Below are 17,881 nucleotides of genomic sequence, written 5' to 3'. Positions count from 1 at the left end.
CTACGCGCCCTTCGTTACAAGATGGCATCCGAGCCAGGTATGCGCTCTTTTAACGGTTTCTGAAATCACACCGTGATGTAGAAAAACCTCTGCACCACCCATGCCTGCAAAATTGGTCATATTCAAACGATGCCCTCTGTCTGCCTCTATGGAGTAAGAGCCTGCTTCGCGCAAAGTAATAGCCGAATTCAGGTAACTTACTGAGAAGGCGAACAAGAAAAAATAGGCAGGACTCTCGAATCCGACGTTGAAACAGATTATTATCAGAGAAGAAATTACTGCGAAGCAAGCCGAGGAAGTAAAGCCCTCCCGATATGAACGCTTCCGACTTGCAAGGCTTAAAATATACGCCAGCAACAAGGAAACGCCAGCAATACCCAACCTGAAAGCCAGCGAAATAAACGAGTTGTGACAACCCACAACGTACATTTTCTCTAAAGTGGAATACTGCTCAGTGGCCGCAAATGGCCCGAATGTCGCCGACCCAATAAAGCTATACGATGCATACGAAGTACCATATCCTACGCCCATGCCGTATGTAGCCAGGAGCTGGTCGAGCTCGTCTCTCCAGTATGAAATCCTCCAACTAGTATTCGCATCAAGACCCAAGTCTCCAAACGGTACAAACGGAACGATAAAACATGCGATCACAATGGCCAAGACTGCAAACATCCCGTAGCGGAAAACGCTTTCCTTGTTTTTCGCAAAATAGAACACTAGGCATACGAGGCGAATCGCAGCCTGCGTCATCTCTCCCCCTACAGCCATTGGGCTGAGCAGAACAACACCTAGGAAGAGAAGGTCGATGACCTCTTGCTTCCTTTTATTCAACAGCAGAAGTAAACTCAGGCAAAAACAGCTCGATACATCAAGGGCAAATCCACCCGTCCATAAAACGTGCGCTACATAAATGCAAAAGAAAAGCAACCTGTACTTTCTACAAAGGAACTTCCTGCAACTTTCAGAAGATGGATGACGCGTCGATGCGATGATCAGCGGAATAAAGAAAAAGTAGTATGCTTGCCGTGGTATGAAAGAGGCATTGAACAACACGTCTGAAGACAGCCCGAGAGATGAATAAAAACTCATATACGAGAAAACGACCGAGATCAGCCCATACGCCAAAAAGGCCCAGAGCCACCTGTCGCACAAAAGACCAGAATTGAAGCTTCTTTTCGTTTTGCCAAACGAGAGAATTACTAAATACGAAATGCATGTGGTCGCAATTAGAAAATCAAGCACATTAAACGTCCCTATTGAGAACTTAAAGAACTCATTTCCAAAGATTGAGACACCGATCATTGCTGCCAACAACAAAGGCATGATCCTATCAGCCCCCTATCACTTGCGAATGTTCAAGGTTTATCGTCTCTTCGCATCCGCCTGTGTCGTAGGTCAGCACCGGAGTGCCGCAGGCTTGCGCTTCCAAGTTCACGGTAGGGAAATTGTCTTCTCGTGTCGGGTTGAAGAAAACATCCGCCGCGCTGTATATCGCAGCCATCTGCTGCTTCGATTCCGTTCTCTCAAGGCAAATCACGGAGCACCCCCCTCCCACCGTTATTACTGTCGATTTCAGCGCATCGAAGCCAAGATCGACCGTATGGCATTCGCCGTTTTGCACAGCCTCCTCGCAAGCGCTCCTCGAACGTACTAGAACAGGGGTGCCACACGCCTGAGCCTCGGCGACCGCGAGGCCGTACGTCTCCTCTACGCCGGGATGCACGAACAAGTCGGCCGCCGTGTACACGCGAGCAAGAGCCTTCGGATCCTCCAACCTCCCGAAAGACAAAATGTGCGAGGTCATCTTCTTGATCTGTCGCCTAGTCAACCCGACGAGCACGATGGCGCACCTATCATCCAGCACATTCGCCAGGCGCACGAAGTCACCCAATCCTTTGCGCTCCGTCCATGGGGACGCGACGCCCAAGATCACGAACTTGCCATCCAGGCCGTAGCGCTCGCAGAAGTCGCTCGAAGTCGGCTTGAACACGGCGCGGTCGATCTCGTTGTGCTTCACGGTGACCGGGTACTTGGAGAGGAACGACTCGCCCACAAGGTCGGCGAGCCACTGAGAGGGGGTTATCAGCTCCATGCGGTCGGCAGAGATTAGATTGAAAATGCGCTTCTTGTCGTCGAAGTTCCTCGTGCAGGAGCGCTTGGAGATCGTCTTAGGGTAGGTGGACAGCTGGCAGCAGGGCTCTTCGTACGCGCAGCGGGTCTTCCACTGCGCGCACTTCACATATGTGAAGTGCGCGCAGTGGCCCGTGAACGCCCAGCAATCGTGCAGGGTCCACTTCACCTGACAGCGATGCGCCGCCAGCCACTCAAAGAGCATCTCAACGTTCACGTAGTAGCCGTGGACGTTGTGCAGGTGCACCACGTCGGGGTCGATCTCGTCGAGCTCCGCGAGCAGCCTCGCCGTGTCGCGCTTCGAGTAGAATCCCGCACGGCCCGTCAGCCTCGTCAACACGCCGTGCGCGTAGACCCCGGCCTTCGAAGCGCAGCACCGCTCATGGTCTGACACCGTCTCGTGGCGGCGCCCCCAGAAGACATAGGAGTCGTGGCCCTGTTCGAGCAGCTCCTTGTGGAGGCCGCGCATGATGGTCCCGGTCGATCCGTTGTAAAAGGAGTTGATCTGGACGTATTTCACGTCAGCCCTTCCTCCACACCATCTTGTCGACGATGCCGACGTAGGACTGGACGATCCTCACAACCTTCGCCGACACGTTTCCGTCGGCGTAGTCGGGCACCTGGATGCCGGCGTCGCCGGCCTCCTCGAGGGCCACGGCGGTCTGCACGGCCTGCAAAAGGCCGCGCTCGCCGATGCCGGCCAGGACGAAGCAGGCCTTCTCGAGGGCCTCGGGGCGCTCGGTGGAGGTGCGCACGCACACCGCAGGGAAGGGCCTGCCGATCGAGGCGAAGAACGACGACTCCTCGGGCAGCGTCCCCGAGTCGGAGACCACGCAGTACGCGCTCGACTGCAGCTTGTTGTAGTCGTGGAAGCCAAGCGGCTCGTGCATGCGCACGAGGGTGTGCAGCCCGAGGCCGGCCTCGGCAAGCCTTTTGCGGCTGCGCGGGTGACAGGAGTAGAGGATTGGCATGCCGTAGCCCTCGGCGAGGGCGTTCACGGCGCCGAAGAGCGAGCGCAGGCTCGCCGCGTCGTCGACGTTCTCCTCACGGTGGGCGGAGAGGAGCATATAACGCTTGGGCTCGAGACCGAGCTCGCCCAGGATGCCGCTCGCGTCGATCTTCGGGAGGTTCGCGCGCAGGACCTCGGCCATGGGGCTGCCCGTCACGAAGGTGCGCTCAGGGGCGCAGCCGCATTCGGCCAGGTAGCGGCGCGCGTGCTCGGAGTAGGCGAGGTTCACGTCGGATATGATGTCGACGATCCGCCTGTTCGTCTCCTCGGGGATCCGCTCGTCCTTGCAGCGGTTGCCCGCCTCCATGTGGAAGATCGGGATGTGCAGGCGCTTGGCAGGGATGGCCGACAGACAGCTGTTCGTGTCGCCGAGGATCAGGAGCGCGTCGGGGCGCACGACGGCCATGAGCTTGTAGCTCGACTCGATTATCGCGCCGATAGTCTCCCCGAGGTCTTCCCCTGCGGCGTCCAGGTACACGTCGGGGTCGCCGAGCTCGAGATCGCGGAAGAAGACGCCGTTGAGGGAATAGTCGTAGTTCTGCCCCGTGTGGGCGAGCAGGCAGTCGAAGTGCCGGCGGCACTTCTTGATGACCTCGGACAGACGGATAACCTCGGGACGCGTGCCCACGATGACGAGGAGCCTGAGGCGACCGTCGTTTTCGAAGGAGACGTCGGAGAAGTCCGCTCTCATCCTCTATACCTCCTCGTAGTACGTGTCGGGGGCTTCGGAGTCGAAGGGTTCGTTGGCCCACATGAGTGTCACGAGGTCGCGCTCGACGGAGAGGTTCTCGATGCAGTGGGTGAACCCGGGGGCCATCTCCACGACCTCGGGGCGCTCACCGGAGACGAGGTACTCCACGGTCGGAAAAGGCCTCCCCTCCTCGTCGAGGCCCACTCGCCGCAGCCGGATCGACGCCTCGCCGGAGACGACGAGGAACTTCTCCCACTTCAGGTGGTGCCAGTGGTTGCCCTTCGTGACGCCGGGCTTGGAGACGTTCACCGAGACCTGGCCCCGGTCGGGGGTGCGCAGGAGCTCGGCGAAGGAGCCGCGCTCGTCGGATTTGGGATCGAGGGGGTAGGACAAGGTCCCAGGCTCGTAGTACGACAGGAACGTCGAGTGGAGCTTCTTGGAGAAGGAGCCCTCGGTCTGGTCGGGGACATCGAGGGTGGCGCGCGAGTCGCGGAAGGACTCGAGGAGCGCGACGATCTCGCCCAAGGTCGCACGGTCGGTCGGGTCGGCATGGCAGAGGCCGTCCGCGTCGCACGTCTCGTTTCCGAGCAGCGCCTCGAGCATCTCGGAGACGAGGTCGTCGACGTGAAGCAGCTCGAGCTCGACCGCGGAGTCGTCCACGCGCACGGGCAGGCCGCGCGCGACGTTGTGGCAGAACGTGGCCACGGCGGAGTTGTAGTTCGGGCGGCACCACTTGCCGTAGAGGTTCGGAAAGCGGTAGACGAGGACCCTCGCGCCGGTGCGCTCCGAATACTCGAGGAGCAGGTTCTCCCCCGCGAGCTTGGACCTGCCGTACTCGCTTCCCGCGTAGCGGCCCTCGAGGGAGGCCTGGGCCGAAGACGCGAGCATGACAGGGCAGCGGTTGCCGTGGCGCTCCAGGAGTCCCAAGAGCTCCGAGGCGAACCCGAAGTTGCCCTCCATGAACTCGGAGGGGTCCTTGGGGCGGTTCACGCCGGCGAGGTTGAAGACGAAGTCGGCCTGAGCGCACCACACTTCGAGGTTCTCGGGGGAAGAGTCGCGGTCGTACTCCCAGACCTCGATCGGCAGCAGCGCCTGGTAGCGTGGCCTGCGGTCCTTCCCGTCGCGGATCGCCTTTAAAGACTCACAGAGGTTGCGGCCCACGAAGCCCTTCGCACCCGTCACGAGCACCCTCACAGAAGGTCCCCCTTCCGCCCGGCGAGCGCCTCACGCACGTAGGAGGCCTCCTTGACCTTCGCGACCGTCCCCGCCACGTCGAGTCGCTCGGCGTTGTGGGAGTTGTAGGACTCCTCGCCCCGCGACTCCACCTTGCCCTCCGCGACAAACTTGTCATAGTTGAGGTCGCGTGTGTCGGCGTGCACCCTGAAGTAGTCGCCCATGTCCTCGGCGCGCAGGCGCTCCTCGAAGGTCATGAGCGTCTCGTAGAGCTTCTCGCCGTGGCGCGTGCCGATCACCCTCGTGCCTGTGCGTCCGAACAGCTCCTGCACGGCCTCGGCCAAATCGCCCACCGTCGCGGCGGGTGCCTTCTGGATGAACAGGTCCCCCGGCTCGGCGTGCCCAAAGGCGAAGAGCACGAGGTCGACCGCCTCGTCGAGGCTCATGAGGAAGCGCGTCATGGAGGGATCGGTGACCGTCACGGGCCGCCCGGCGCGGATCTGGTCGATGAAGAGCGGGATGACGCTTCCCCGCGAGCACATGACGTTGCCGTAGCGGGTGCAGCAGATGGTGGTCCGGCCCGCGCCGTTCCTGGCGTTGGCGTAGATGATCTTCTCCATCATGGCCTTCGAGGTGCCCATCGCGTTGATGGGATAGGCTGCCTTGTCGGTGGAGAGGCACACGACCTTCTGCACGCCCTCGTCGATGGCGGCGTGAAGCACGTTGTCGGTGCCGACGACGTTCGTCTTCACGGCCTCCATGGGGAAGAACTCGCAGGAGGGCACCTGCTTGAGCGCCGCCGCATGGAACACGAAGTCCACCCCGCGCATCGCGTCGCGCACGGACCTCTCGTCGCGCACGTCCCCGATGAGGAAGCGCACCTTCGAGGCGAGCTCCGGGTCGCGCTCCTGCAGGCAGTGGCGCATGTCATCCTGCTTCTTCTCGTCGCGGCTAAACACGCGGACCTCGCCCACGTCCGAGCCGAAGAAGTGCCCGAGCACGGTGGAGCCGAAACTGCCCGTGCCGCCGGTTATCATGAGAGTCTTGCCTTCCAATGCCTGCATCTACGATTTCCTTCTCTTCCCTGTCAGCGCGTAAAAGACGAACTTCGTGTTGGTGACGGCGTAGCGCCTGAACAGCCGCCGCGGCTCCTGCGAGAGGCGGTAGAGCCACTCGAGCCCCACCCGCTGCATCCAGCCGGGAGCCCCCGGCGTCACGCCGGCCAGGATGTTGAAGGCTCCCCCTACCCCCGCCATGAGGCAGTGCGTGTTTCCTTTGAGGCGTGCGCAGAGCGTCTCCTGCCGCGGGGCCCCGATGCCGACCCAGAGGAAGTCCGCGCCGGAGGCATCGACCCTCCCGGCGAGTTCCCCCACCTCCTCGTCGGAGAGCTCTCGGAACACGGAAGGCTCGAGGCCGGCAATCCGAGCCTGCGGATAGTCCCGCCCGAGGGTCACTTCTAGACGCTGCAGGTTCTCCGGCGTGTTCCCATAGAAGTAGTGGGACCAACCATGCGATTTCGAGCGTTCGAGCAGGGCCCTCAGCAGGTCGGGGCCGGTCACGCGGCCCATCGAAGGCTCGCTTCTGCACCCGACCACGGAGAGGGGCTTGCCGTCGGGAAGCGACATCAGCGATCCCGCCTGCACCTCGAAGTACGCCGGGTCGTCGTGGGCCATGACCGTGGTATGGGCGTTGGAGAGGCAGAGGTAGCTCCCCCTGATCGCGTCGAGGCTCTCCTCGACGAAGCGTACGCACCCCTCCAGGTCGACCGCCGTGATGGGCACGCCGATGACCGACACGCGCGGCGGGGCTTGCACGCGGGACTCGGCGGCCACCTAGCACGCCCCCTTGCCGGTGAGCATCACGGCCACGGTGCGGGCGATAACCTTGAGGTCGGTCAGCACGCCGCGCTCCTCGATGTAGGCGAGGTCCAGCTCCACCATGTCGTCGAAGCTCGTGTCGCTGCGGCCGCTCACCTGCCAGTAGCCGGTGAGGCCGGGCTTCACGGACAGGCGGCGCATGGCGCGCGCGTCGTACTGGGCCACCTCGCCGGGCAGCGGCGGCCTCGGGCCCACGCAGGAGAGCTGGCCCAGAAAGCAGTTCACGAACTGGGGAAGCTCGTCGATGGAGTGCTTGCGGATGAAACGGCCGATGCACGTCACGCGCGGGTCGTCCTTGATCTTGAACAGCGGTCCGTCGGCCTCGTTCATCTCCTGCAGCTCCGGCAGACGCTCGTCGGCGTCGGCGTACATGCTGCGGAACTTGTACATGTCGAAGGTCACGATTTTGCCGTCGGTGCCAATGCGACCGACACGCTTTTGGGAGTAGATCGGGCTGCCTGGCGATTCCAGGCGGATGGCGATGCATAGGATGATCGAAGGAACGAGCAACAACACTATTGCCGTCGCGCTGAACACAATATCGAACACCCGCTTCGCAACCCGGTAGCCTATGCGCCCCTTTGCATGCGCACCGTCCGCCTCGCCGCCGAGTCCGACCGGCTCGGCGGCTACCTCGCACGGCAATGCGCCCTCGTCGAAGGCAAGCTCATCCGTTGGCTCCATCTCCTGCATGAAGTAGCGACCGCAGCGGTCAGCACCCCCCCCCCCCGTCGGGCGGTGGGACTGCGTCACGCGGTCTTCCTCACTACTTCCAGGCCCACGCTGGCGGGGACGGTGCGGCCGAACAGCGTCACGTCCAAATAGGCGCGGCGCTTGTGGCGGTCGATCTTGCGGATGTCGGCCTCGAAGCCCATGAGCGGGCCGCGCGTGACCGTGACCTTGTCGCCTTTGATGTAGCCCTCGCTCATGCGCACGATGTGCTCGCCGTCCATGAACGACAGGAACCAGTCCTGCTCTTTTTCCGTCAGCGGGAAGAACGAGTTCTCCTCGTTGCCCAGCAGGCGGATGGGCATGGGCACCCGCAAAAGCTCCTTGTTGAGCTCTTCGGCGTCGCTCGTGACGAAGAACAGGTAGCCGGGGAACAGCAGCCGCTTCACCAGCCGCCATTCGCCGTGGATGCGCCACATGGTCTCGTATTCGGGCATGAAGCACTCCTCCAAGACGTCCGGGGATACCAAGCGGCGGCAAAGATCGCGCGTGGCGGCTTCGCGTCCCGCTTGCACCTGCGCCACGTACCACATCGCCTGCTCCTTCCCCGTCGCTTTGAGGTTCCGCCAAAAGAAAAGAGGATGAACAGCTGCACGTCTCTCTCGCCCCGGCCCTCGGCCGGAAGGGAAATCGCCTGCACCTATTCATCCTCTTGTCGATCGACGGAACGCGCTTCGCGACGATTGCGTCATCTCAAGATATGTTCGTTTCCCCGTTTGTTGTATCTACGCAACATACGAGGGCCAAAGAAAAGGCGCGAGGCGCCTTTCAATTGGGCAACGACTTCGGCAATGTTGTATATAGTCCGTTGTTATACATACAACACACCCGTAGTCTGCGTTCATGCGAAACTTACTGCAAACAAAAGTGGGCCTCAGGATCAAGGACCTGCGCGCAGCCGCCGGGCTCAGTCAGGAGCGGTTCGCCTTGAAGATCGGCATGGACCGCACCTACCTGGCCTCCATCGAAGTCGGCGACCGCAACGTAACGCTGCAGAACCTCGCCAAAATCGCCAACGGCTTCGACATGACCCTGTCGGAGTTCTTCGAGGGCATCCCCCGCATCGCTCCAAACGAATAGCAAATCGCACCGTGTCTCGCACTCGGCATGTCGATTATAGATAAGTAGTTGTATAAAAGCAACAATTGAGTAACAGAGCCGCAGGCGAGCGGTATGCGCAAGACCAGCGAAAACACGATCCCCTTTCCGTCGCGACGGCGGAAACGTCAGGAGAATGCGGTTCCCCGCGCCTTGTGCTACGCTGTTCGGAAAACAAGCCATCGTCCCCCAAAGGATCCGACCATGCCCAAGGAACGCGACCACAAGACGAACGCCATGCGCGTGCTGGACGCGGCGGGAACGCCGTACGAGGCGCGGTTCTTCGAATGCCCGGAGGCGCTCTCCGGAACGGAGGTGGCGCGCCTCCTGGGGCTCGACCAGGACCGCGTGTTCAAGACGCTGGTCACGCAGGGCAAGTCGGGCGAGCACTACGTGTTCATGATCCCCGTGGCGTGCGAGTTGGACCTGAAGAAGGCCGCCGCAGCCGTGGGCGAGAAGGCCGTGGCCATGGTAAAGTCGCGCGACCTGCTGCCGCTCACCGGCTACGTGCACGGCGGTTGCTCCCCCATCGCCATGCTGAAACAGTTCCCCACCGTCATCGACGAGACGGCGGACCTCTACGAGCGCATCGCGTTCTCGGGCGGGCGCATAGGCTGCCAGGTGGAGATGGCTCCGGGCGACCTCGGCCGCGTGGTCGAGCCGCTCTCCCGCGCCGACCTGACGGTGGTGTGAGGCCGGCGCCGCGCGAAACGCTCCTCCCCCGACGCAAAGCGGGCCCGCATCCCCAAGGGTGCGGGCCCGCTCGTTGTTCGGCGAAGATACATCCTACCAGTGGCTCACCACCACGTCGCCCGCCTGGATGATGCCGTAGAGCTCGGCGGCCTTGTAGGGCGGCAGGTTCACGCAGCCGTGGCTTCCGTAGCCGTTGGCGTACATGGAGCCGCCGAAGCTGGGCTGCCAGTCGGCGTCGTGCAGGCCGATGGCGTTGCCCACGAACGGCATCCAGTACTGCACGGTGGACTCGTATATCTTCTGGCCGTTCTCGTAGCCGATGAGCTTCGAGGGGCTCGCCTTCTGGTTGAGCCAGTACACGCCAACCGACGTGTCGTGCACGCCGTCGGGGATGCCCGAGATGCAGGGCGACTCCCACACCAGCGCTCCGGACTCGTCGTAGAAGCGCACGTACTGCTCGGCCAGGTCGATGTCGCAGTAGCGCGCGCCCCAATCCTGCGCGCCGGCGCCGTTGTAGGCCGTGCCCGTGGTGGAGGCGGGAACGTCGAACGTGCCCACCGTGCCGTTCGCCACGCCGTCCTTCACCATGGCGAGCAGCGCGTCCTTGTCGACCGACCAGCCGTAGACGCCGCCGGACACCGTGATCACCTTGCCATCGGGACGCGTGTACGTGCGCGTCGTGCCCACGGTGTCGCACTTCGCCGCGAGGTCGTCCACCCAGGCCGTGAGCGCGCCCTCGTCGAGCGTGGCCGCAAGGTCGTCGCCCAGGTGCACCCACTGCGAGATGAGATCGGCGTTCACTTCGCCGGCCGTGGAACCGGCCATCGTGAGCACGAGGTCGGCCTTTATCATGGTGTTCGCCTGCTGGGCTGCGGTCGTGAGCTTCGCGTCGGTGGACAGCACGGTGGGCTGCTGCAACTCGTCCTTCGTGAGCTTCGCCGTGGGCTGCATGGCGAGGACGGCGTCGTCGACGACCTTGAGCACGGCGTCGTAGTCCAGCGCCGTGCCCACGGTCTCGGGCTGCACGACGAACGCGCTCTGCGCCTCGCTGTAGCCGACGGTCGCATCCACCGGCGCTGTGGCGGTCTTGTTGAACTCGTCCACCGCGGTGCGAACCGCGGCGCCCAGGCCGCTCTCGTTGTACGAGGCGGCCAGCTTCTCCGTCTCGTCGTGGGTCTTCGCGATCTCCAACGGCCACGCCCACGGGTTGGCGTCGGCGTGGATGGAGTCGGTGACGGCTTTGGCGTCGAGCTTCATGCCGGCGTCGCTGGCCGACAGCGTGAGCGAGAAGCCCTGCCCGTCCACCTTGAGCCTATAGTCGTCCACCACGTCGGAGAGCATGCCCTGCGCCTCGACGGACGACTTGAACGACAGGTCGAGGTCGCCCACCGTCGTGTTCGGCAGGAAGCGGTCCATGAACACGAAGGCTCCGGCCAGGTACACCACGGCCAGAACGGCCACGATCGCCCCGAGGACGATGCCGATCACCTTGGCGGGCCTGCGGCGGCCCTTGGCGTCGGCCTCGCTCACGTCCACCGGCAGCATGGGGCCGCCGGGTGTGAACCCGGGCTGGCCCGCAGGCGCGCCTGCGGGAGCGCCGTGCGGCATCACGGGACGCACGGCCTGCGGCATGACGGCCGTTTGGTTCGGTGCCGGCGATGCCGGCCTCGCTTCTTGGCCGACGGGCTTCGATTCTTCCAACGCGGCGCCGTCGCCCTCCGACGCGGCGGGGGCGGCGTGGCGCGCGTGCTTGGCTTTGCTGTTCTTGTTATCGTTCATGTGCGGCTCTCATACACTCGGACGGCTCGGCGTTCGCTTCTCGTCTAATCGTTGCATTGTACCAAGAGAAGCGTCATTCCCTCGTAAACAAAACGGTTCATCGAGCCCTAAGGTTACACTCGTCACAAATTCGCCACGGACGAGGCGCGTTTTCCCCGCATCCTCAACGTATGGATGAGGATGCGGGCCGCCCTCGACCGCCCGGGCCGCTTGACAAACGGGCCGGGCGGGATAGAATGGACGTTCCGCAACGCCTCGGCACGCGGCGCCCCTCGCGGGGCGGGATCCTTGAAAAGGTGGGGCCATCCCCTCCCGACGGCTGCGGCAGCCCGCCACGGGCACCGCCGCCTTGCAACCGGGGGCGACTGGTTTCGACATGGTACGTTTGAAATGAGGAGCAGGTCGTGGTCTCCTCGCCACGTTAAACAGGGGTAACGTCAATTTAATTGGCAAAAACAACACTCAGAGCGCTCCGGCGCTCGCCATGGCTGCTTAATAGCGCCTGGCTGTCGGCCTTGGGACTTCCCCGCCCCTCGGTTCGGCATCAACTCAGGGGAATGCGCTTGAGCACGTAGCCGGTATGGCTTAAGCAAAGATCGAACCGACTAGGGTGCGTCTCGTTTGTCAGTGGACCGGGCGCCTCCGAACCTCGACCACCGACTAAGCTTGTAGAGCCTCATGGATGATGTAGTATGGACCGGAGTTCGATTCTCCGCGCCTCCACCAAACGAAATACGCCCGACCTGCGAAGATCCAGCAGGCCGGGCGTTATTTTTGTCCACGCTGCGCAGAGGGCGCAAGCGTTGAGAAGCGGTTCCGGCGCAGCTATCGGCCGGAAACGGGAGGCTTCGGCACGTTCGGCACCTTGGGCACTTTCGGCACCGAGGGGACCTTCGCAACGCCGGGTGCCGGCATGTCGGCACGGGCGCCGCACGAAGGGCAGGCGTCTGCGCTCGGGGGCACCAACGCTCCGCACTTCGGGCACTTCACCGGTTCCAATCCCGCGCTGGGGGGTCTAAAACACATGCTGCTGACTTCCTTTCGTTGACGGGCGATACGGCCTTAGAGGGCTATTCCGCCGATGTTGACGTCTTCTTCGGTCGCATCCACCACGATGGTCTTCGGCGCGTAACCGGGGGCCTCGATTCCCACCGTGTACACGCTCGGCGCGACTTGCTTGAACCAGAAGTCGCCGAAATCGTCGCTAGCGGTCTCCAAAACCGCGCCGGAGGCGTCCTTCAACGTGACCTTCGCACCTATGACCACCTCGTCCTCGACCTCGTCGTACACCTCCCCCGCCACGAAGCGCTTGGGAAGGTTCAGGTAGTACGCGCGCGGCACGGTGCCCTGCTCGGGAAGCAGCACCTCGGCCTGGGCGATCTCGTCGGCGAAGTCGCTCTCGTCGCCGAAGCGCAGCGCGCCCGTGGGGCAGGCGTCCACGCACCGCGGCACCGTCCAGCCGTCGTCGAGCAGGTGCGCGCAGCCCGTGCACTTCTGGGGCAGCTGCTCCTCCTCGTTCCAGAACACGGCGCGGTAGGGGCATGCGTCCACGATGGCCTTCTGGCCCTTCGCCTTGACCGGGTCGATGACGACCAGGCCGTCTTCGCGACGGTACACCGCACCGCCCTTGGCGGCCGCCATGCAGGGGGCGTTGTCGCAGTGCATGCAGCCGTGGGCCGTGTAGGCCACGAATATCTTCGGCACCGTGCCGTGCTCCCGCTCGTCCACCTTCATCCAGAACTGCCCGGTGTCGGGCTGGGCCGCCGCATAGGGCGCCCAAGCCTGGCCGCAATGCTCGTCCTTGCAGGCGATCTGGCAGTTGCGGCAGCCGTTGCAGCGCGCGACGTCGATAACAAACACTTTGCCCATCTCTAGGCCTCCTTCACGAGGTAGGTTTCGGCGGTCAGGCCCGTTGCCGCGTCGTAGGCACGGGAGAACGCCTCGGGGAACTCTTCGGCCAGCTCGGAGACGTCGACCTTCTCGCAGCCGACGAGGAAGCTGTTCGTCACCTCGCCGGGAGCGTTTTGCGAGGTGGTCGCGCCCGGGCAGATGAGGTTGTTCGCTCCGCCGCGCTCCAAGCCGCCGGTCCCGCGCTCGATGACGTCGACGCGCGCGCCGTGGTCCTGGTACAGGCTGCCGGGCATGATGCGCTCGCTCACGCGCACGCCGCCCAGAACCGCGCCGCGCTCGTTGTAGAGCTTCGCGACGTCGCCGTCGGCAAGGCCCAGCTTCTCGGCGTCTGAGGGGTGCACCCAGATCGGCTCGTACGCGTAGCCGTCGGGGCCAACGACCTTGCAGGTCTCGATCTCGCGCAGCCACGTCACGTCGTCGTGGTTGGCATGGATGCGCCAGCGCGGGTGGTTCGACACGAGCAGGTACGGGTAGTCCTTGGCGCGGTCGGACGTCACGCGCTCGTGGTGCGCCGGGCTCTCCTCGATCCAATGCGGAACCGGAGGGCGCTCGGGGTCGTCGGGCCAGTGGTCGGCGATCGAGGTGGAGTACATCTCGACCTTGCCCGACGGGGTGTCGAGCGGATGCCCTTCGGGGTCCTCGTAGAACTCGATGAGGCCGGCGGGGAGGCTCTCCCAATCATCGGAGGTGGGCACGACGTGGTACCCCTTCTCGAGGAAGTCCTCGTAGCTCTGGTGCTCTTCCATGCCGCCGCCGACCCAGCCGATCTGCTTTAGCACGTCCATGGAAGGCTCGGTGATGCCCGCGGCCACCACGGCCTGGTGGGACATCTTCGCCATGCGCACGTCGGGAGTGTCCTTCGCGGGGTCGAACGGGGCGTCGAGCGAGCCGTCCATGCCGCACCACGCGGATACCAGCTGGTCGGCCAAGCCAAGCTTCTCGGCGATGGCCAGCACGCACTCGGGGTCGGTCCTCGCCTCGCCCACCGGGTCGATGGCCCGGGCCTCGTTCACGACCATGTCGTTGTAGCCGCACATGGTGCTCGTGGCGATGTCGTCCTGCTCGAGCTTCGTGGAGGAAGGCAGGATGATGTCGGCGAACAGCGTGTCGTTCTCGATCCAGGGATGGTTCACCAGCATGAACTCGATGGACTCGTGGCGCAGGGCGTCCTGGTAGCGGTTGCCGCCGTTCCAGCAAGTCGACCAGCAGGGCGTGTCCGACCAGATCATGTGGATGCGGGAGCCGTCCTCGGCGGGATAGCTGTACTGGTCGTACTGGTCTTGGCGGGGAAGCCCGCTGGCCACATGCCCGTTCCAAGTGAGCTTCTCGCCTTCGGGAAGCAGGATGGCGTCGGGGAGCAGCGTTTGGGGGATGAACCAGCGGAAGCCGGTGCCGGGAAGGTGGCCGGTGTAGGACCCTCCTACGTACACGGGATAGGCCGGAGCGGGGCAGGCGATGGTCTCGGGCATGCCGAACATGCCCCACTCCACGAACGAGAACTGGTTGCGGCCGGGGTGGCCGAGCGCCTGCATCGTGAGCAGGCACACCTCGAGCCGGGCCGGCTCGTGCGCGAAGCAGCTGCGAATGTACCCGCCGCCGTTGCAGTGGGCGATGGAGGTGTTGTGCTTGGCCCAGTAGCGCGCAAGCGCCTTGATCTGGCGAGCCGGAACGCCGCACTTCTCCTCGGCCCACTTCGGCGTCTTCGGCACGTCGTCCTCGCCGCCCGTGACGTACCAGGCGAAGTTGTCGTAGCCGATGGCGTGCGTATCGACGTAATCGGCGTCGAAAAGTCCTTCGGTGATCCACACGTAGGCGATCGCCAGCTGCAGCGCCGCGTCGCAGTTCGGACGCACGGGAATCCACTTGTCCGCATGCACGGCCGCGCCGTAGTTCAGATCGGGGCAGATGTAGATGTTCTTGATGCCCAAGTCGCTGAACCAGTAGCACAGACGGCTCGGCATCTGGCCGCTCCAGCCCCACGTCGTGGTCTCGGGGTCGCACCCCCAGTACAGCATGCACTCGGTGTTCTCCGCGATGTCCTTGAGAAGGTTGCGGCCTTGGGACTGCTTGCCCAGCGGGTCCTGGCCCCACGCGTGCTTCGCGCCCCAGTACCACCCCTCCCAGCTGTCGGGCTGGCGACCCTGCAGCGTATAGCCGCCCAGAAGGTCCATAAGGCGTGTGTTCGCGCCATGCGTGCCGCCCACGTTCTTCGTCTCGCCGTGGCCGTCGCCCTGGCAGTACACGGCCGACGGGCCGTAGGTGTCGACGATGCGGCGGATCTCGTCGGCGCAGATCTGAGCCGCCTCGTCCCAGCTGATGCGCTCGTAACCGCTTATGCCGCGGTTCTCGACGTGGCGCTCGCCCGACGGATCCCAATCGACGCGCTTCAACGGGTACGGAACGCGGTTCTTGGAATAGGTGCGCTTCTTGTAACCCACGGCCAGCGGCGGGATGGACGTCACCAAGCCGCTCTCGAAGGTGGTTCCGCGCGCTTCGATCTTCCACGGCTTGATCTGATCCTCGCTGTACGCATCGTCCAGATGCAGCGGGCGAATGCGGGCGACGCGCCCGTCCTTCACGTCCACGGCACCGGCGATGGCTCCTACGCCGAACCCGCACCAGCCCAGGGTTTTATAGACGGTCTTGTCGGCTGTCTTCCCCATGTAGAACTCCTCTCTCGCACTGGTTCGCCGCTCGAGCCGCAACGTGCCGTGCACGATGCGAACCCTTACGCGGCGCTTCCTTCACTCTAGGCAGCCCGGCGGGGAAAATGAATCGCCCGGGTAGCTGTAAACCCGCCTTCGCGTCCAAAAGGGCCTACACCGACCCGGTGTATTCGCCTACATCTAGCATGATGATAAGGGCTGATCACGCGTGTTTCGCGCCGGCAGGACGCTATAGTGCACAGCATCTGCGCGGCCCCCGGCGCCAGGCGGCGCAACCCAAGGAAAAACGAACACAAGGAGGTTGTTATGCTCACCCGCAAGTACACCGTCTGGTTCAACGCGTTCTTCTGCATCCTGATGTCCGCGGTGTTCTGCTACTGCATGCCGCTCATGCAGGGCGCTCCCACCGTTCCGATGCTCGGTTCGCACGGGTTTCTCGTGTCGTTTCTGATCTCGCTCGTCGTGTCCCTGCTCGTGGCCAACGTCGTTCCCATCGGCCGCATAGGAGCGTCCGCAGCAGCGAAGTTCGACGCGAAACCGGGCACGTTCGTCTTCAGCTTCGTCACCGCGATGTTCATCGGCCTCATCATGATGACGGCGCTCGCCTTCACCATGATCGCCTACAACACGGGCCTCGGCATCGTCGAGGGCACCACCATCTTCGACCGGTTGGTCTCGGGCCTCGTTTCGTTCGGGCCTCTGGTGTTCGCGGTCGTGTTCTTCCTGTACCCCCTTTGCACGGGCCTTGCGGGCCTCGTCGTGAAGCCCGAGGACAAGTTCGTTCGCATGCCCGATTCCGCTGCGGCTCCGGCGCGATAGCGCGGCACGGCCGGCATGGGGCGGTCGACGCAAAACGAGCATGAACGGTTTCGCCACTTTGAAAGGAACAACTATGACGAGCACTCATCCGCATATCAGCCGAAGCGATTTTCTTAAAGGAGGAGCCGTGGGGCTCTTGGGGCTCGCAGGCGCAAGCGCGCTCGCCGGATGCGCGAGCGGCACTCAAACGCCGCCTTCCGCGTCGGCTTCGGGCGACGCGCCCGCCGCAAAGGCGCCGGAGCGCATCATCGACGTGCACGCGCATCTGCTGCCCGGCACCATGAACGCCGACTACGTCGCATGGCTCGACGAGACGAAGACCATGGAGGACGGTCCGTCGTTTTTATGGACGAACACCGCCTTCGAGGACGTCGAGAACCATGTTTCCGAGATGGACCGGTTCGGCATCGACGCCGAAGTGGTCACCTTCAGCTCGAACGTCCCGAACATCCTTAAAGCGGCCGAGGCGAAGGGCCTCGACGGCACAGGCGCCCTCCAAGCGCTCAACGACGGCCTGCACGAGATATCGAAGGCGTCCGACGGACGCATCGTCACGTGCTCGTGGATCGACCCCACCCAGCCCGAGACGGCCGTGAGCGAGATGGACCGCATGGCCGAAAAGGGAACCAAGGCGTTCGGCGTCCTCACGGGCTATAGGTTCGGCGGAGGCGGGCACTACCTCGACCACCCGAGCTTCGAGCCTTTCTGGGCAGAGGCCAACAAGCTCAAACTGCCGGTGTTCACCCACTTCAGCACGCGATTCCCCATCAACGATCCCGATTCGCCGCTCACGGGGTTCTCGACCGAGAACGTGCAGAACGGCGGGGTGTCGGTGCTGGTGGAGAACACGGTGTCGGCAGTGCGCCTCGTGTACTCGGGCTACCTCGACAAGTACGACGACCTGCGTATCGTCCTTGGCCAGCTCGGGGGCTTCTTCCCGTGGATGTTCGGCCGCTACGAGCTCATGTACGGTTTGTACTCGGGCAACGGCGACAAGCAGGGCGTCGACTACAAGAACCCCGACAACCTCGATACGTACCTGCGCAACCTCAAAGACTACGCGCGGTTCTTCTATCTGGACAGCCATTCCATGAGCGTGGAGGACGTCGCCTTGGCGCAGCAGATCATGGGAACGGACCACGTCATGTTCGGTTCCGACTACCCGATCACGTCGGCGGAGCTCGGCCGCGAGCAGCCCTTGAAAAGCCTGGAAGGCCTCCCCGCCGACCAGCAGCTCCGAGAGGACTTCTACCATGCAGCCGCCGAGAACCTGCTGGGGATATAGAAAACGGCTCGAAGGACGGAA

Annotated in this window: 16 protein-coding genes and 1 other RNA gene; 5 read left to right on the top strand and 12 right to left on the bottom strand. The window is 63.4% G+C overall.

All coding sequences use genetic code 11. From position 1 onward, the window contains the following. From C1878_RS13910 to loaP, 8 genes are all read right to left on the bottom strand, one after another. Positions 1–1,323 (bottom strand): O-antigen ligase family protein, encoded by a 1,323-nt coding sequence (locus C1878_RS13910; RefSeq protein WP_147272958.1) that lies wholly within the window; start codon positions 1,321–1,323, stop codon positions 1–3. Positions 1,324–1,330: 7 nt separating this feature from the next. Next, on the bottom strand, positions 1,331–2,650 hold the full coding sequence (locus C1878_RS13905; RefSeq protein ID WP_114602209.1) for a glycosyltransferase: 1,320 nt from the start codon (positions 2,648–2,650) through the stop codon (positions 1,331–1,333). Position 2,651: 1 nt separating this feature from the next. After that, a complete protein-coding gene (locus C1878_RS13900; protein WP_114602208.1) occupies positions 2,652–3,830 on the bottom strand; it encodes a UDP-N-acetyl glucosamine 2-epimerase in 1,179 nt (392 codons plus the stop codon). 3 nt (positions 3,831–3,833) lie between these two features. Beyond that, positions 3,834–5,024: an NAD-dependent epimerase/dehydratase family protein gene (locus C1878_RS13895; RefSeq protein ID WP_114602207.1), complete on the bottom strand. Its 1,191-nt coding sequence runs from the start codon at positions 5,022–5,024 to the stop codon at positions 3,834–3,836. Next, positions 5,021–6,067, bottom strand: coding sequence for a polysaccharide biosynthesis protein (locus C1878_RS13890; RefSeq protein WP_114602206.1), 1,047 nt, complete (start codon positions 6,065–6,067; stop codon positions 5,021–5,023). The genes C1878_RS13895 and C1878_RS13890 overlap by 4 nt, the downstream gene beginning before the upstream one ends. Further along, positions 6,068–6,835: a WecB/TagA/CpsF family glycosyltransferase gene (locus tag C1878_RS13885; RefSeq protein WP_114602205.1), complete on the bottom strand. Its 768-nt coding sequence runs from the start codon at positions 6,833–6,835 to the stop codon at positions 6,068–6,070. After that, on the bottom strand, positions 6,836–7,564 hold the full coding sequence (locus tag C1878_RS13880) for a sugar transferase (protein WP_114602204.1): 729 nt from the start codon (positions 7,562–7,564) through the stop codon (positions 6,836–6,838). Between the two features lie 65 nt (positions 7,565–7,629). Further along, positions 7,630–8,142, bottom strand: a complete 513-nt coding sequence (gene loaP / locus C1878_RS13875) for an antiterminator LoaP (RefSeq protein ID WP_114602203.1) — start codon at positions 8,140–8,142, stop codon at positions 7,630–7,632. A 334-nt stretch (positions 8,143–8,476) separates the two neighbouring features. On the opposite strand from loaP, the gene C1878_RS13870 reads away from it, so the two are divergent. Both C1878_RS13870 and ybaK read left to right on the top strand, forming a co-directional pair. Further along, on the top strand, positions 8,477–8,689 hold the full coding sequence (locus C1878_RS13870) for a helix-turn-helix domain-containing protein (protein ID WP_241963757.1): 213 nt from the start codon (positions 8,477–8,479) through the stop codon (positions 8,687–8,689). Between the two features lie 222 nt (positions 8,690–8,911). Then, the gene (gene ybaK, locus C1878_RS13865) at positions 8,912–9,400 is read left to right on the top strand and encodes a Cys-tRNA(Pro) deacylase (RefSeq protein WP_114602201.1); all 489 of its coding nucleotides are present in this window, start codon (positions 8,912–8,914) and stop codon (positions 9,398–9,400) included. Positions 9,401–9,493: 93 nt separating this feature from the next. Here the strand turns inward: ybaK and C1878_RS13860 are convergent, their stop codons facing one another. Then, positions 9,494–11,179, bottom strand: a complete 1,686-nt coding sequence (locus tag C1878_RS13860) for a L,D-transpeptidase family protein (protein WP_241963756.1) — start codon at positions 11,177–11,179, stop codon at positions 9,494–9,496. 357 nt (positions 11,180–11,536) lie between these two features. On the opposite strand from C1878_RS13860, the gene ssrA reads away from it, so the two are divergent. Beyond that, positions 11,537–11,905: a transfer-messenger RNA gene (gene ssrA, locus C1878_RS13855) on the top strand. A 99-nt stretch (positions 11,906–12,004) separates the two neighbouring features. Here the strand turns inward: ssrA and C1878_RS13850 are convergent. Genes C1878_RS13850 through C1878_RS13840 form a run of 3 tightly spaced genes read right to left on the bottom strand, consistent with a single transcriptional unit; the run spans position 12,005 to position 15,753 of the window. After that, the gene (locus C1878_RS13850; protein ID WP_114602200.1) at positions 12,005–12,205 is read right to left on the bottom strand and encodes a zinc-ribbon domain-containing protein; all 201 of its coding nucleotides are present in this window, start codon (positions 12,203–12,205) and stop codon (positions 12,005–12,007) included. 36 nt (positions 12,206–12,241) lie between these two features. Next, complete coding sequence (locus C1878_RS13845; protein ID WP_114602199.1) at positions 12,242–13,048, bottom strand: 4Fe-4S dicluster domain-containing protein; 807 nt, start codon at positions 13,046–13,048, stop codon at positions 12,242–12,244. 2 nt (positions 13,049–13,050) lie between these two features. Beyond that, positions 13,051–15,753, bottom strand: a complete 2,703-nt coding sequence (locus tag C1878_RS13840; RefSeq protein ID WP_114602198.1) for a molybdopterin-dependent oxidoreductase — start codon at positions 15,751–15,753, stop codon at positions 13,051–13,053. 309 nt (positions 15,754–16,062) lie between these two features. Between C1878_RS13840 and C1878_RS13835 the strand changes: the two genes are divergently transcribed. Together C1878_RS13835 and C1878_RS13830 are read left to right on the top strand one after the other, a co-directional pair. Next, on the top strand, positions 16,063–16,575 hold the full coding sequence (locus tag C1878_RS13835) for a hypothetical protein (protein ID WP_114602197.1): 513 nt from the start codon (positions 16,063–16,065) through the stop codon (positions 16,573–16,575). 73 nt (positions 16,576–16,648) lie between these two features. Further along, complete coding sequence (locus C1878_RS13830; RefSeq protein ID WP_158539822.1) at positions 16,649–17,860, top strand: amidohydrolase family protein; 1,212 nt, start codon at positions 16,649–16,651, stop codon at positions 17,858–17,860. Positions 17,861–17,881 lie beyond the last annotated feature (21 nt).

The sequence above is a fragment of the Gordonibacter sp. 28C genome, assembly GCF_003339845.1.
Classification (GTDB): Bacteria; Actinomycetota; Coriobacteriia; order Coriobacteriales; family Eggerthellaceae; genus Gordonibacter.
This window is presented reverse-complemented; position numbering and strand designations above follow the sequence as displayed.